At 68.5% G+C, this 13,985-nt stretch carries 15 protein-coding genes; 10 read left to right on the top strand and 5 right to left on the bottom strand.

What is annotated here, in order from left to right; translation table 11 throughout:
• Nucleotides 1-16: 16 nt before the first annotated feature.
• Nucleotides 17-655: a MarR family transcriptional regulator gene (locus WFH23_RS05880; RefSeq protein WP_090152727.1), complete on the bottom strand. Its 639-nt coding sequence runs from the start codon at nt 653-655 to the stop codon at nt 17-19.
• 35 nt (nt 656-690) lie between these two features.
• Here WFH23_RS05880 and WFH23_RS05885 point away from each other — a divergent pair, with 35 nt between their 5' ends.
• The 8 genes from WFH23_RS05885 to WFH23_RS05920 all read left to right on the top strand — a co-directional run bounded on the left by WFH23_RS05885 (nt 691) and on the right by WFH23_RS05920 (nt 7,752).
• Nucleotides 691-1,830 (top strand): polyprenyl synthetase family protein, encoded by a 1,140-nt coding sequence (locus tag WFH23_RS05885; RefSeq protein WP_336661888.1) that lies wholly within the window; start codon nt 691-693, stop codon nt 1,828-1,830.
• 38 nt (nt 1,831-1,868) lie between these two features.
• A complete protein-coding gene (locus tag WFH23_RS05890) occupies nt 1,869-2,720 on the top strand; it encodes a phytoene/squalene synthase family protein (RefSeq protein WP_090152821.1) in 852 nt (283 codons plus the stop codon).
• A complete protein-coding gene (crtI, locus tag WFH23_RS05895) occupies nt 2,717-4,375 on the top strand; it encodes a phytoene desaturase family protein (RefSeq protein WP_336661889.1) in 1,659 nt (552 codons plus the stop codon). Before WFH23_RS05890 ends, crtI begins: the two co-directional genes overlap by 4 nt.
• A 1-nt stretch (nt 4,376) precedes the next feature.
• On the top strand, nt 4,377-4,742 hold the full coding sequence (locus WFH23_RS05900; protein WP_336661890.1) for a lycopene cyclase domain-containing protein: 366 nt from the start codon (nt 4,377-4,379) through the stop codon (nt 4,740-4,742).
• Nucleotides 4,739-5,083, top strand: a complete 345-nt coding sequence (locus WFH23_RS05905; protein ID WP_336661891.1) for a lycopene cyclase domain-containing protein — start codon at nt 4,739-4,741, stop codon at nt 5,081-5,083. Before WFH23_RS05900 ends, WFH23_RS05905 begins: the two co-directional genes overlap by 4 nt.
• A complete protein-coding gene (locus tag WFH23_RS05910; RefSeq protein ID WP_336661892.1) occupies nt 5,070-5,966 on the top strand; it encodes a prenyltransferase in 897 nt (298 codons plus the stop codon). Before WFH23_RS05905 ends, WFH23_RS05910 begins: the two co-directional genes overlap by 14 nt.
• Nucleotides 5,967-6,123: 157 nt before the next feature.
• Complete coding sequence (locus WFH23_RS05915; protein ID WP_336661893.1) at nt 6,124-7,317, top strand: carboxylate-amine ligase; 1,194 nt, start codon at nt 6,124-6,126, stop codon at nt 7,315-7,317.
• Nucleotides 7,318-7,401: 84 nt separating this feature from the next.
• Nucleotides 7,402-7,752 (top strand): hypothetical protein, encoded by a 351-nt coding sequence (locus WFH23_RS05920; RefSeq protein WP_200332068.1) that lies wholly within the window; start codon nt 7,402-7,404, stop codon nt 7,750-7,752.
• On the opposite strand, the gene WFH23_RS05925 is transcribed toward WFH23_RS05920, so the two are convergent.
• Nucleotides 7,717-8,388, bottom strand: coding sequence for a GntR family transcriptional regulator (locus tag WFH23_RS05925; protein ID WP_336661894.1), 672 nt, complete (start codon nt 8,386-8,388; stop codon nt 7,717-7,719). The genes WFH23_RS05920 and WFH23_RS05925 overlap by 36 nt on opposite strands.
• Before the next feature lie 57 nt (nt 8,389-8,445).
• Here WFH23_RS05925 and WFH23_RS05930 point away from each other — a divergent pair, with 57 nt between their 5' ends.
• Entirely contained in the window at nt 8,446-9,684 is a 1,239-nt protein-coding gene (locus WFH23_RS05930) for an MFS transporter (protein ID WP_336661895.1), read from the top strand.
• Nucleotides 9,685-9,822: 138 nt separating this feature from the next.
• The gene (locus WFH23_RS05935) at nt 9,823-10,158 is read left to right on the top strand and encodes a hypothetical protein (protein WP_336661896.1); all 336 of its coding nucleotides are present in this window, start codon (nt 9,823-9,825) and stop codon (nt 10,156-10,158) included.
• Here the strand turns inward: WFH23_RS05935 and WFH23_RS05940 are convergent, their stop codons facing one another.
• The 3 genes from WFH23_RS05940 to WFH23_RS05950 all read right to left on the bottom strand — a co-directional run bounded on the left by WFH23_RS05940 (nt 10,159) and on the right by WFH23_RS05950 (nt 13,787).
• Nucleotides 10,159-10,668 (bottom strand): DUF6328 family protein, encoded by a 510-nt coding sequence (locus tag WFH23_RS05940; RefSeq protein WP_336661897.1) that lies wholly within the window; start codon nt 10,666-10,668, stop codon nt 10,159-10,161.
• Nucleotides 10,669-10,685: 17 nt separating this feature from the next.
• Nucleotides 10,686-11,684, bottom strand: a complete 999-nt coding sequence (locus WFH23_RS05945; protein WP_336661898.1) for a diacylglycerol/lipid kinase family protein — start codon at nt 11,682-11,684, stop codon at nt 10,686-10,688.
• A 132-nt stretch (nt 11,685-11,816) separates the two neighbouring features.
• Complete coding sequence (locus WFH23_RS05950; RefSeq protein WP_336661899.1) at nt 11,817-13,787, bottom strand: serine hydrolase domain-containing protein; 1,971 nt, start codon at nt 13,785-13,787, stop codon at nt 11,817-11,819.
• Between the last annotated feature and the right edge of the window lie 198 nt (nt 13,788-13,985).

Genomic DNA, 13,985 nt, shown 5'->3' on the forward strand with positions numbered 1-13,985 from the left:
CCCTGAGGGCGTCGCATCACTCCGATGCGGCGCCCTCAGCCGTCTCTGCGAGCGCTCCGGCTTCGGCCGCCTCCGCCCAGGCGATGCCGCTGACGTCGATCTCCGCGGTCATGTCGCGCAGGAAGCGCTCGACGACCTCGCGCTCGTCGGGAGTGAGGCGCGCGGCGGCGTTGAAGCGGTTCGCCTGCTGCTGACCGACCGTGCGCTTCGCGGCTTCATGGGTCTCGGGCGTGATGCGGATGACGAGTGCTCGCCGATCATCTGGATGCCGCTCTCGCGAGATGTGCCCGCCTCGCTCGAGACGATCGAGCAGTTTCGTCGTGGACGCGCTCGATATCCCCAGGTGGGCGGCGATGGCTCCGGGTGTCGGCAGCACCTCGGTGTTGCCTGCGACGATCAAGAAGTGCAGCGCCCGCATGTCGACGCTGCTGAGGCGCATGTACTTGAGCGAAGCGGCCGAGAGTCGTTCCTCCGCTTCTCGCAGTGTTCTGAGCGCCTCCATGAGCCGCGCGATCTGCTGCAGATCGTCGTGGCTGAGACCGGTCCGGTCGACGAGTTCTGACTTCGGGTCGGAATGGTCCATCCGGTAGAGGGCGGAGGCGTCGCCGACATCGGCCGACACGTCGGTCTCAGCGCTCCGCTTGTTTTTCGTCACACGAGAATATTATCCTGAAGTTGATCACTTTCTAGGTGAGTAATCAAGATTTCTACATGAGCGGGGGCAACGTGGACGAGTTGCGAGAACACCGCGCGGTGCCGGGCACCGCAGCGCCGCTCGACAACGCGGGCCTGGTCTCCCGTTCGATCTCCGAAGTCTTCGCCACCCGCGGGCGTTCGGCCGAGGCCTATCACCCCGCGTTCGCGCAGCTCTGGAAGATCTGCGGTGAACGCATCGCCGGCGGCAAGCGCATCCGCCCACGTCTGATGCTCGACATGTTCGCAGCGCTGAGCGACGACGATCTGCCTCCCGCGGCGATCGAGATCGCAGCGGCGATCGAGCTGCTGCACGCCTCGTTCCTGCTGCACGACGACGTGTTCGACGGGGACCTGACCCGCCGTGGCTCCCTGAACCTCGTCGGCCTGCTCGCGCACGATGAACGGCTGTCCCACGAGCGACCCTCCCCGCAGCGCCTGCACTGGGCGCGCAGCTGCGGCATTCTCATGGGCGACCTCCTGCTCGCCGAAGTGCATCAGATCTTCGCCAGGGTCGACGTCGAGCCCGCCATGCGCACGCGCCTCCTCGACCTCCTCGCTCACGCGATCACCGAATCCGTGGTCGGAGAGCAGCTCGATATCGGGCTCGAAGACGGCACCGTCGTCGCCGACACCGCGACCGTCCTCGAGATGTGCCGCCTCAAGACGGCGACCTACACGTTCGAACTGCCGCTGCGAGCGGCCGCCATCCTGGCAGGGGCCGACTCCCCCGCAACCGACGCCGCGCTCGCTGCGGCAGGCGCTCACCTCGGGCTCGCGTTCCAGTTGCAGGACGACGTGCTCTCGACCTTCGGCGATCCCGCCGCGCACGGCAAGGATGCGTTCTCGGATCTGCGCGAGGGCAAGGAGACCGCTGTCATCTCGGCGGCGCGGATGACGAGCGCGTGGCCCGAGATCGAGCCGTCGTTCGGCACCGGATCCCTCACGAACGCCGAGGGCGAGCGCCTGAGAGGCCTGCTGCGGGAGTGCGGGGCCGAAGCGTTCGTGCGCGGCCTCATCGACGATCAGATGCGCGCACTGCACGAAACGCTCGCCGATCCCGCATCCGGCCTCCCCGACAGCGCGCGGCAGCCTCTCGCGGCACTGGCCGGTCGACTCGACGGGCGACGCTCGTGAGGGCCGACACCCCGCTCGACCGGTACACCCGTTCGGCGATGCGCGCCTCCGCCGTCGTGATCCGCAGCTACTCCACCTCGTTCGGCGCCGCGACCCGACTGCTCGGGCGACGGCACCGCGCGCACGTGCGCAATGTCTATGCACTGGTGCGCGTCGCCGATGAACTCGTCGACGGCGTCACCGAAGGGGCCGGGCTCACGCCCGGCGAGCAGGCGGACGCGCTGCAGCGACTCGAAAGCGAGGTCGGGAGAGCGATCGGCTCTGGCTACTCGAGCGACCTCATCGTGCACGCCTTCGCGCGCACCGCGCGGGCCGCTGGGATCGACGCGGCGCTCACCGCCCCGTTCTTCGCCTCGATGCGCGCCGACCTGCCCGCGCCGACCGACACGGCGGAGCTGCGCGGGTTCGATGCCGAGCAGCACGGCGCCTACGTCTACGGCTCGGCCGAAGTCGTCGGTCTCATGTGCCTGCGCATCTTCACCCGGCATCGCTCGCTCGACGCGCTCGAGCAGCACCGCCTCGAACGCGGGGCCCGCAGCCTCGGCGCCGCATTTCAGAACGTCAACTTCTTGCGCGATCTCGCAGATGACACCGACCGCCTCGGCCGCAACTATCTCGGCACGCAGGAGCGTCTCACCGACGCCGATCGGATCGATTGGGTGCGTCGAATCGAAGCGGAGCTCGCCGACGCGCGAGCGGTGCTCCCGCTCCTGCCCAAGGACGCGCGGGCCGCGGTGCGCTCCGCACTGAACCTCTTCGCAGCCCTGAGCCGCCGGATCTCGCGCACGACGATCGATGAGCTGTACGCTCGCAGGGTGCGCGTGCCCGACTGGCAGAAGACCGCGATCATCGTGCGATCCATCGCCCGCACTGCGGGGGAGACTCGATGAGCGCGGCATCCGCACGCCGTCGCGGCTTCGACCCGGCTCCGCGCACCGTCGTCATCGGCGGCGGTATCGCCGGTCTCGCGACGGCGGCGCTCCTGGCCAAGGAGGGCCATGCCGTGACGGTGCTCGAGCGCGGAAACCGCGTCGGCGGCCGTGCGGGCACCGTCTCACGAGACGGCTTCCGGTTCGACACCGGACCCTCCTGGTATCTGATGCCGAGCGTGTTCGATCACTACTTCGAGATGCTCGGCACGACGACGCGGGAGCAGCTCGACCTCCGCCTGCTCGACCCCGGCTACCGCGTCTTCAGTGAGCCGGGCGCCGACGGCAGCGCGCCGGAGCCGATCACGATCCCCGCGGGCCGCGGCGCCGCGCGAGCCGTGTTCGAGCGCCTCGAGCCTGAGAGCGGGCAGGCGTTCGACGCATACCTCGATTCGGCGGCCGAAACCACGGTGATGGCCGAGCGGTACTTCCTCTACAACCCATTCACCCGGCTGCGCACGCTCGGCGTCCCGCCCGTGCTGCGCGCACTGCCCCGGCTGGCACGGCTGCTCGGCACCTCGCTGCGATCCTTCGTGGCGCAGCGCTTCGAGCACCCGGTACTGCGCCAGGTGCTCGGGTATCCGGCGGTCTTTCTCGGCACGAACCCGAAAGACGCCCCCGCCATGTACCACCTCATGAGCGCCCTCGATCTCGACGAGGGCGTGCGCTACCCGATGGGCGGTTTCCACTTCCTGGTCGAGCGCCTCGCCGCGCTCGCGGAGGAGGCGGGTGCGCGCATCGTGCTCGGCGCCGACGTGACCGAGATCGAGGTGGGCGCCGGATCCCCTCAGGCCGATCACCCGGTGGCCGGACGCAGCACCGGCTTCTCGACGTCCGCGCGGGCCGTGCGCTGGCGGGATGCCGACGGCGACGAGCACCGCCTTCCCGCAGACGTCGTGGTCTCCACCGCCGACCTGCACCACACCGAGACGCAGCTGCTGCCGGAGGCCGCTCGCACCTACCCCGAAGCCTGGTGGTCGAAGCAGATCAGCGGCCCCGGCGCCGTGCTCGTGCTGCTCGGGGTGCGCGGGGCGCTGCCGGAACTCCCCCATCATTCGCTCTTCTTCGCCCGCGACTGGGAGCGGAACTTCGGCGACATCTTCGACGAGCCGCGGCGCATCCCGGCGCCCGCCTCGTCGTACGTGTGCAAGCCGAGCGAGACCGATCCGAGCGTGGCGCCCGCCGGCCACGAGAACCTCTTCGTGCTCGTGCCCGTGCCGGCCGATCCCGAGATCGGCAGCGGGGGCAACGACGGCGCAGGTGACGGCGTCGTCGAACGAGTCGCCGATGCTGCGATCGATCAGATCAGTGCGTGGGCGGGTATTCCCGACCTGCGCGAGCGCATCGTCGTGCGCGAGACGATCGGCCCGCGCGATTTCGTCGACGACTACCACTCGTGGAGCGGCGGCATGCTGGGGCCGGCGCACGTGCTGCGCCAGAGCGCGCTGTTCCGCGCCCAGAACCAGTCGAAGCGCGTCGACAACCTCTACTACGCCGGGGCGACGACCGCTCCGGGCGTCGGCATCCCGATGTGCCTGATCAGCGCCGAACTCGTGCTCAAGCGCATCCGAGGCGATCACTCAGCCGGCCCGCTGCCGACCCCGGAGCGATCCTGACGTGGGAATCATCTACCTCGCATCCCTGCTCGGAGCGAGTGGCTGCATGCTGCTGCTCGATGCGCGCTTCCGGCTCTTCTTCTGGAGCGACTGGCGCGCCGCGACCATCGTCACCGCCGTCGGCGTGCTGTTCCTGCTCGCCTGGGATCTCGTCGGCATTGTGACGGGCGTCTTCCAGATGGGCGCGAGCCCGGGCATGACGGGCATTCTCATCGCGCACGAGCTTCCGATCGAGGAGCCCGTCTTCCTGGCCTTCCTCGTGCTGTGCACCATGGTGACGTTCACCGGCGCCGTTCGCATCATCGAACGGCGAACGAGCCGGGCGGGCCGCGCGGGCCAGGGTGAAACCATCGGGGAGGATCGATGACCTACCTCCTCATCAGCATCCCGTTTCTCGCCGCAGCGCTCCTCGGAGCGCTCGCGCTGACGCCCTGGCGCGAACCGGCCGTCGCGCGACGCCAATGGGCGGCGACCGGCATCGCGATCGTCGTGCTCGCGATCCTCACCGCCGTCTTCGACTCACTCATGATCGCCGCCGATCTCTTCTCGTACGGCCACGGGCGCACGCTCGGCCCGACCGTCGGCCTCGTCCCCGTGGAAGACTTCAGCTACCCGGTGACCGTGGCGCTGCTCGCCCCGGCGCTCTGGACCCGGCTCACCACGCGGAAACGCGTCGCAGGAGAGGACCCGACCGATGAACGCGCGTGAGCACTCCGGCTGGAACGCACAGCTGCTGAGGCAGGCATTCGTCGCATCTCGACCTGTGAGCTGGATCAACACGGCGTACCCCTTCGCGGCCGCGATGCTGCTCACCACCCGCGAGGTCGACTGGGTACTCATCGTGGGAGCGATCTACTACCTGATTCCGTACAACCTCGCCATGTACGGCATCAATGACGTCTTCGATTACGCCTCCGACATCAACAACCCCAGAAAGGGCGGGATCGAGGGCGCTCTGCTCGCTCCGAAGTACCACCGGCCGATGCTGTGGCTCGCCGCTCTAACGAATATCCCGTTCCTCGTGGTGCTCGCCATCGCCGGCGGGCCCGGATCATGGCTCGCCCTCGCGGTGAGCACATTCGCGGTCCTCGCCTACTCCGCGCCGGTGCTGCGATTCAAAGAACGACCGTTCATCGACTCCGCGACATCGAGCACCCACTTCGTGAGCCCCGCGATCGTCGGGCTCACGGCGGCCGGCGCGCACTTCACCCCGGAGCTCTGGCTGATCCTGCTCGCCTTCTTCTGCTGGGGCATGGCCGCGCACGCCTTCGGCGCCGTGCAAGACGTCGTGCCCGACCGGGAGGCCGATATCGGGTCGATCGCTACCGTGCTCGGCGCGGCAGCGACCGTGCGAGTCGCGCTCGCACTGTGGGCGCTCGCGGGAGTGCTGATGCTCTTCACACCGTTCCCCGGACCGCTCGCCGCAATCGTCGCGATTCCGTATCTCGCGAACTGCGCGCCGTACGCCCGCATCAGCGACGCCGACTCCGGGCGCACCAATCGTGCCTGGCGCCGCTTCATCTGGCTGAACTACGCCTCGGGGGCGCTCGTCACGATGATTCTCATCGTCTGGTGGTTGCGCACCGCGTAGCACTCGGTCTCACCACTGCTCCGGTTCGCAACATTTCGTGCCCTAAGAACCTCGTTACGTCAAGGGCTTATCGGGAAACGGCGCGCACTCGTACGCTGATGCATGCAGGAGCCGCACTGCGGGGTCCCCTGCCGCGGCAGTTCAGAAGGAGTTTGGCATGCGCTTCCCATCGGATCTCAGCCGCGAACCGGAAGCCCTCCGCACCGTCGGCGTCGAGGAGGAGTTGCTGCTCGTCGACCCGCGCACCGGCCGGCCGGCCCCGGCGATCGAACTCGTTCTCGCCGCCGCCGCTTCTGACGACGTCGCCGCCCTCGTTCCCGAGGCGGCGGGCGTCACGCATCTCGAGCGCGAGAGCAAGCGCGAGCAGATCGAAGTCATCTCGGTGCCGCACACCTCGCTCTCCGACCTCGCACGGAGCGTCATGGCGGGGCGCACGCTCGCCGACGCGGCCGCTCAGCAGCTCGGCTTGCGCGCGGCGGCGATGGCGACCAGCGCGACAGCGGGGCCGACGCAGCTCACCGTCTCCGGTCGCTACAGCGCGATGGAAGAGCGATTCCAGGGCATGATGCGCGAGCAGCTGACCTGCGGCCTGCACGTGCATGTCGGCGTGAGCGATGACTCCGAGGGCGTCGCCGTGCTCGATCGCATTCGGCCCTGGCTGCCGCTCGTCCTCGCGCTCAGCGCGAACTCCCCCATGTGGAACGGCGCGGACAGCGGCTACGCGAGCCAGCGGTACCAGGTGTGGAGCCGATGGCCGACGGCGGGGCCGTACGACACCTTCGGCTCTCCCGCGGACTACCACCGCACGGTCGACGAGCTGCTCGCCACCGACGTGCTCGTCGACGAGGGAATGATCTACTTCGACGCGCGCCTCAGCCCGCGCTACCCGACCGTCGAGATCCGCGTCGCCGATGTCTGCCTGGAGGCCACGCATTCCGTTGCGATCGCCGGGATCATCCGCGCCCTCGTCACGACTGCCGCGCACGAGTGGCGCTCGGGCTTCTCGCCCGACCCGTTGCCGACCCCCGTGCTGCGCCTCGCAATGTGGTCGGCGAGCCGGCACGGTGTCACGGGTCCGCTCCTGAACCCGATCCTCGGCAAGCCGAGCGCCCCCGACGTCGCGATCGACGCACTCCTCGCGCACATCGCTCCGGCCCTCTCGGCGTCCGGAGATCTCGATCGCGTGTCGCGGATGGTCGCCGACGTCTTCGCGAACGGGACCGGTGCGGAGCGGCAGCTTCGCGCACTGCACGCCCGTCGCAGCGCCCGGGCGCTCGTGGAGGAGGCGATCGAGCAGACGCACCGCTCGATCGGCCCCTCATCATCGGTGCTCGATCCACTGCCCATCTGAGCCGATCGACGATGTCGCTGCGTGCACCGGCATCGATCCGTCCGACCGCATCTCGCACCACATCCATCTCCAAAGGAGTTCACCGTGATAGAGCCGCATCGCGCTCGGCCGACCCAGCCCTCGGCGGGACCCGTCGCAGCAGCCACGGCGGTTTCACTGTCGTCGACGGCTCGTTCGCAACCCGTGATTCCGGTGCACGCGGACGCGGAGCCGCCGCAGCAGCACCCGCTGCGGCTCGCGAGTCTCGCCGCGCTCTTCGGTCTGAGCCGCCGCCGGTCGGTTCCCGCGAATTCGGCACTCCCCGATGATGACCCGTACATCGCCTACCTGCGGTGGGCGTCGAAGAGTGCCGCGGCAACCGCGGACCGCTCGATCCCCCGCGACCGCCTCGGCCGGAGTTCAGCTCTCGACGATAGCGAAACCGCGGCCGCGTAGCCGGGAGCGCTCCTCGGCGAGATAGTCCACGAGCCGGACTCGTGTGGCCTGCGTGTGAGCGGCGATGAGCGTCGCCGCCCGGTCGGCGTCTCGTGCCTGCACGGCGCCCAGAATCTCACGATGGCCGTCGCGCACCTGGGCTCGGGATACCGCGGTGCGCACGACGAGCCATCGCGGGCGAGCAAGCCGCGTGAGCGTCGACGTGACGGCGTCGAGCAAGAAGGGGTTGCCGCTCAGCTGGGCGAGCGATTGGTGGAATCCGCTCCCCTCGCGCAGGCTCGTCGCCTGGTCGTCGAGTTCTCCCGGCGCGATGAGCGACTCCTCCAGTGCGCGCAGTTCGGCGTCGCTCGCACGCTCCACCACCAGGCGCACGACGCCGACCTCGAGGAGCTCCCGGTACTCCATGACCGCGCGCACCTCGGTCACGTCGATCGGGGCGACGCGCCAGCCACGACCCTCGCGCCCGGTGAGCCCTTCCGCTTCCAGCCGGATCAGCGCGGCGCGAATCGGGGTGCGCGATGCGCCGAGAGCCTGCTCGAGCCCCCGCTCCGAGAGCCGTTCGCCGGGCATGACGTCGAATTCGAGGATCGCCGTTCGCAGAGCTTCGTACGCTCCGGATTCAGAGCTCGTCACCATGCCGCCAGTATGACATACCGAATTGGTATACCATTCGGGTACACCAGAGGGGGCAGGATGAGTCACGAGTCGGCGAGATCGAGCGACGCAGTACCCGCGCGGGCCTGGGCCGTGCTCGTGCTCGGTCTCCTCGCGCAGGCTGCCGGCACCATGCTGGTCAGCGCACCCGTCTACCTCATCCCACTGCTGCACCTCGAGTTGGGGTTGCCGCTCGCCGCGGTCGGGATGCTCACCGCTGCTCCGACGCTCGGCATGGTGCTCACCCTCGTGCTCTGGGGCGCAGCGGCGGATCGCTTCGGCGAGCGCTGGGTGATCGCAGGCGGGCTCGGACTCACGGCGGCGGCGGCGGGCGCTGCCGCCGTGACTGCCGCGATGACCAGCGACCTCATCCCGCTCGGCATCGCGCTCTTCTGCGGAGGCGCGGCCGCCGCGAGCACCAACGCGGCAAGCGGCAGAGTCGTCGTCGGTTGGTTTCCGCGTCACCGGCGCGGACTCGCCATGGGCGTGCGTCAGATGTCTCAGCCCCTCGGTGTCGCAGCTGCCGCGGTCGCCGTGCCTCCCATCGCGTCGGCGCTGCAGACCGCAGGCGTCTTCCTCGTGCTCAGCGCACTGCTCGCCGTCATCACCGTCGCGTGCGCCATCGGCATCCGCAACCCGCCGAGACCGAGCCTCACCGGCGCCGCCAGGAGTGAGCCGGTCCGCCATTCGAATCCGTACCGAGCGAGCGGGTTCCTCGCGCGAATCCATGGAGTCTCCGTACTGCTCGTCGTGCCTCAGTTCGCCCTCGCGACCTTCGGCATGGTGTGGCTGATCTCGGGGCTCGGGTGGAACGCCACTGCTGCAGGTCTCCTCATGGGCTGCGCTCAGTTCATCGGCGCCCTCGGCCGCATCGTGATCGGCGGCCTGAGCGACCGCGTCGGCGATCGCGTGCGCGTACTGCGCTGGGTCGCCATCGGCGGCGTGATCGTCATGGTGCTCCTCGCCCTCATCGGCTTCACCCACGAAGCGATCCCGGGAGGGTTCGCCATCGGCGGCATCGTGCTCGTGCTCGCCACCGTGGTGAGCGTGGCCGACAACGGCCTGGCGTACACCTCCGTCGCCGAGGCGGCGGGCAGCGCTTGGGCCGGACGCGCCCTGGGTGTGCAGAACACCGGTCAGTTCATCGCCGCATCGGCCGTGGGTCCAGGTATCGGAGCGGCGATCGCATTGCTCGGCTATCCGCTCGTGTTCGGCATCATCGCGCTCGCCCCGCTGATCGCCATCCCGCTGATCCCGCAAGAGGATCGGCACGGGTAAGGCGATCCGCCGCGCATCGCGCGCAGCTTCGGCGTGGCGCCGCCGCGATCCTCGCGCGTTACCAGTCACATCTGCCGACAACAACCCCGCTCCGCGAAGCAGCGGCCTCCCGTAGCGTCGAGAACCAAGGAGGTCATCATGACATCGAAAGACGCATCACACCCGACCGCAGCATCGCCCGACTCCGTCGAGGAATCGGTGCCGGAGGCCATGGACCGGGTCGGCCAGACCGGCCCCGACGCTGCAGACCCACCGCGCGCCGGCGCAGACGATCCACTCGACAGCACGAACGGCAAGCCCAACAGCGACGCGCAGCTCGACGGCAAGACCTCGAACCCGGCGTCCGATGAGGAACTCGACGACGACGAGGGCGCCGATGCCTTCGAGACCCAGCAAGAAGCGGATCGCAACAGCCGAGACGAGGGCGGCGAGCGAGACGACCTGGATCACATCACGGTCGACACCCCCGACTGATCACTCATCATCGCCCGGCCCGCGAGGGTCGGGCGTGGGGCCGCGCCGGACCGCGAGGCGCGGCAGCACGGCCCACACGCCGACGACGACGACACCGCCGATCGCCAGCGTGATGAGTCCCGCGGAGCGCCCGACGGCGAAGTCGAACACCAGCGCCGTGACGCCCGCTGCGAGCAGTGCGAGTACGACGAGGTCGGCTGAGAGCAGACGGCCGCCGAGCCGCACGATGTCTGGCTTGCGCCCTTTCCCGAAGAACGTGCGGTGCAACGTGACCGGAGCGAGACCCAGCACGGCGGCGATGCCGGCGAGCGCCACGAGCACCAGGTACAGGGTGAGCTGAAACCGATCGAGATCCTGAAACCTCGGCTGGAACGCGAGCGCCAGCAGAAAGCCGCCGAGGATCTGCGTGCCCGTCTGCGCGACGCGCAACTCCTGGAGTATCTCGTTCCAGTTTCGGTCGGCGCGCTCATTCGTCGACTCGGAGCGGCCGTCGCCGTTCAGATCGGTCATACGCCGACTGTACGTCGTCAGACGTTTCCTGAGCTAGCGCTTGCGTCGGCAGGAACTCGGATCTGCAGAGCCCCGGGTTCGATCCACGCGTTGAACGCTGCGGCTTTGCCGAAGCCGTCGCCATCGAGCTCGATCTCCTCCGGGCGGGAGAGGCGAGCGACGAAGCGCTTGCCCGTGCGGTAGCTGAGGTCGCCGTCGTCCTTCTGCTTCCCGGTGAGCGCTCTGCCCGAACGAGTGCGGCGGAGGACGCCGTTCACCCACGCCACTTTCGCCCATACCCGGATCCAACCGAGAAGCCCGCCGGGGCGAATGAGGAGGATATCGAACTGACCGTCGTCCACGACCGCGTCCGGCAGGAGAAGGATATTCGCCGGCAGAGACCCGCAGTTTCCGATGATCACCGTATGCGCGACGGCCCGTTTCGTCCGCCCGTCATCGAGACGGAAGCGGAAGTGCAGCTCGTTCGGGTCCCTGAGCGATTTGACGATCGCACCGAGATACGCCAGCCAGCCGGCCTTCGCCTTGAGGTCGTCATCCGTGTTCTTGATCATCTTCGCGTCGATGCCCATACCTGCCATCACGACGAAGACGTGCTGGTCTCTCGACGCATCCGGCCGCTCGATGTCGATCACGCCCAGATCGATGGGCCGATCCCTCCCGGTGAACGCCGAGGTGACGGATCCCGGCATGTCGTTGAGCGTCAGCTTGAGGTTGCGCGCGAGCAAGTTGCCCGTGCCTGAGGGGAGCAGGGCGAGCGGGATCGCCGATCCGCGAAGCCCCTCCGCGACCGCGCGCACCGTCCCATCGCCACCGGCGGCGATCACGAGATCGACATCAGCTCGCCTCGCTTCTTCGACCATGCCCTGGCCGGCATCGTCCGCCGTGGTCTCCAACCAGACCGGCTCGTTCCAGCCTGCGTCTGCAGCCGCTCGCTGCACTTCACCCCGAAGCACGTCGAGGTCGACCTTGATCGGGTTGTAGATGACGGCAGCAGTCTTCAGATGGGTATCGACCATTTGCTCATCGTACGATCTCGGGGCGCTGATGCGCCAACCTCATCGTGGGGTTGACAGGCCGCCGGATCACGCCGCTGCCGCCCGCAGACGGTGTCTCGCTCGACGACGCGAGTGCGAGCCGCGCTCAAGGCATCAGTAGCTGATACTGGGCGCGAGGAGCCCGCCGATCACCGCCACGTACCCCAGCCCGATGAAACCGGCGACAACGATCAGTGCAGCGATGCAGCGCAGCCACCCCCTCCGACTGGGCTCGTTCCATGTCCGTCGGCCGCGGATCACAGCCAGGAGCACTGCCGGGACCACTCCGAGGACGGCGACGAGCGTCAACACCTGGGCGCCGCGAATCAGAGCTTCTGATACCGGAGGCGCATCGGAGAGCAACGCCGAGGCGATGACGCCCCACAGCACCCCAGCGCATGCCAAGGCGAGCAGACACGCGAACCTCGTCCAGCTCAGCACCGATTCGGAACGAGTTGCCTGCGAAGGCTGCTGATACCAGCGGCGCAAGAGCCACATGAGCGGGCCCGCCAGCAGGGTGAGGAGCAGAATCGCTCCTGAAACGCCCGCGAACATGGGAAGCACTGCAGAGGTCGCCGGCATGGGCTGGAGCGCGAACGCCGGGTTCAGCCCGATGGCGCGGACCTCCCCGTTCTCGTAGTCGACCGCGACCCGACGCTGACCCTCGACTTCCTCCCACACCCAGGGTTCGACCTCGATCAGGTCCACAGGCGCACCGCTCGCATCCGTCAGTGCAGAGATCGACACCGTGCTTCCGCCGCCGCGCACGACATCCACCTCGGAGAGCGCGAAGAACAATCGCATGAATGTCGACTCGCTGCGGCGAGCGACCTGGTAGGCGCCCGCGATGGCGTCGGCGTGCTCACCGGCGGTCTCGGTTGCTGCGCTCGCGTCATCCCGCTCGTCGGGGAAGTACCGATCGGAGAACGCCCTCGAGAGCATGTCGCGAATCGCCGTCGTTCCGTCCCCCCTGATACCCGTGCTGTTGAGCGAGATATAGATACCGGCCCGGTCATCGGGATAGAGGTCGAGCTGGGCGTGGAACGCCGTGAGATCGCCCCCGTGGCTCAGAATACGATGGCCGTTGCGGTCGCCGCCGAAGAACCCCACAGCCATCCGGGGGCCGGCCGCGAGCCCGCCGAGCTGCTCCTCCGAAAGCGCTGGCGCCTGCATCTCATCGAGGGACGCAGGCTGCAGCAGAGCGGTGCTCCCCGGCAGGAGTGCGAGCATGAAAGCGCTCATATCCGACGCCGTAGCGGAGATCGCCCCTGCGGGCGCCGGCGAGTTCATTTCGAATGGGATCTCGTCACCGCCCGCGTACGCGTACCCGTGCGACATGTTCTCCTGCTGCGAAGCGGCTACCGGCTGGTCGAGTGTCGCATTCGACATGCCCGCCGGGTCGAATATCTCCCGCTGCACATACTTCGCATACGGTTCTCCCACGACCTGCTCGACGACATACGCGGCGAGCCCGTTCGAGTAATTGGAGTAGGCCGGAGTCGTGCCTGGCTCGAAGATCTGCTCCGGCGGATCCACGGTCACCGCTTCTCGCAGGGAGGGCGCCGCAGCAGTCGGGTCGCCGATGACACCGGCGACCTTGTCCTCGAAGCCCGCCGTGTGCGTCAGGAGGTGGCGCAGCGTGACCGGAGTGGCGAAACGGGTCTCAAGGCTGAAGTCGAGGTACTCGCCGACGGGCGCGTCCAGGTCGACGAGGTCGCGTTCGACGAGCTGCATGACCGCAGTCGCCGTGACGAGCTTGGAGATGGAGCCGATGCGGAACAGGCTCTCTTCGGGCACCACCGGCACCTGCTCCCCGTCGGACGCATCTTCGACCGCGCCGTACCCGCGCTCAGTGACCACGCCTCCGTCGCCGACCACCGCTACGGTTGCTCCCACAATCGCTTCTCGCTCCAACAGCGACGGCAGCATGCCGTCCAACCACGCATTCACGTCTTCACGTGTGAGCTCGGGAGTTTCCACCGCTCGCGGTGCCGCGTGGGCGCCCGCGGCACCGAGTGAGAGGAAGAGTCCGACGGCCATCGCGAGCGCGCCGGTGCGTACGAGACGCCGAACAAGTAAGTGCATCAAACGTCCTCGGATTCGGCGTGCCACAGTGGTGCCTTGCAACACGACTGTACCGGGACTGCGACGGTGCGGCGCGCTGACGCCGGGGCGGCACGTTCGTCCGGCGCACTGGCCGACCACGACGCAACGAGTACACAATCGGCAGAAAACCTGCGCTCGGTGTCACAGCCTGGACCGGGAAGCCCCGCTGCCTGTTGA

This window comes from Leucobacter sp. USHLN154 (genome assembly GCF_037145595.1).
GTDB lineage: Bacteria > Actinomycetota > Actinomycetes > Actinomycetales > Microbacteriaceae > Leucobacter > Leucobacter alluvii.

Excerpts from the sequence above, each read along its gene's own strand:
- WFH23_RS05945 (WP_336661898.1), bottom strand. The coding sequence starts at position 11,684 with ATGGTCGATACCCATCTGAAGACTGCTGCCGTCATCTACAACCCGATC.
- crtI (WP_336661889.1), top strand. The coding sequence starts at position 2,717 with ATGAGCGCGGCATCCGCACGCCGTCGCGGCTTCGACCCGGCTCCGCGC.
- WFH23_RS05935 (WP_336661896.1), top strand. The coding sequence starts at position 9,823 with ATGACATCGAAAGACGCATCACACCCGACCGCAGCATCGCCCGACTCC.
- WFH23_RS05940 (WP_336661897.1), bottom strand. The coding sequence starts at position 10,668 with ATGACCGATCTGAACGGCGACGGCCGCTCCGAGTCGACGAATGAGCGC.
- WFH23_RS05915 (WP_336661893.1), top strand. The coding sequence starts at position 6,124 with ATGCGCTTCCCATCGGATCTCAGCCGCGAACCGGAAGCCCTCCGCACC.
- WFH23_RS05905 (WP_336661891.1), top strand. The coding sequence starts at position 4,739 with ATGACCTACCTCCTCATCAGCATCCCGTTTCTCGCCGCAGCGCTCCTC.
- WFH23_RS05930 (WP_336661895.1), top strand. The coding sequence starts at position 8,446 with ATGAGTCACGAGTCGGCGAGATCGAGCGACGCAGTACCCGCGCGGGCC.
- WFH23_RS05950 (WP_336661899.1), bottom strand. The coding sequence starts at position 13,787 with ATGCACTTACTTGTTCGGCGTCTCGTACGCACCGGCGCGCTCGCGATG.
- WFH23_RS05925 (WP_336661894.1), bottom strand. The coding sequence starts at position 8,388 with ATGGTGACGAGCTCTGAATCCGGAGCGTACGAAGCTCTGCGAACGGCG.
- WFH23_RS05890 (WP_090152821.1), top strand. The coding sequence starts at position 1,869 with ATGCGCGCCTCCGCCGTCGTGATCCGCAGCTACTCCACCTCGTTCGGC.
- WFH23_RS05910 (WP_336661892.1), top strand. The coding sequence starts at position 5,070 with ATGAACGCGCGTGAGCACTCCGGCTGGAACGCACAGCTGCTGAGGCAG.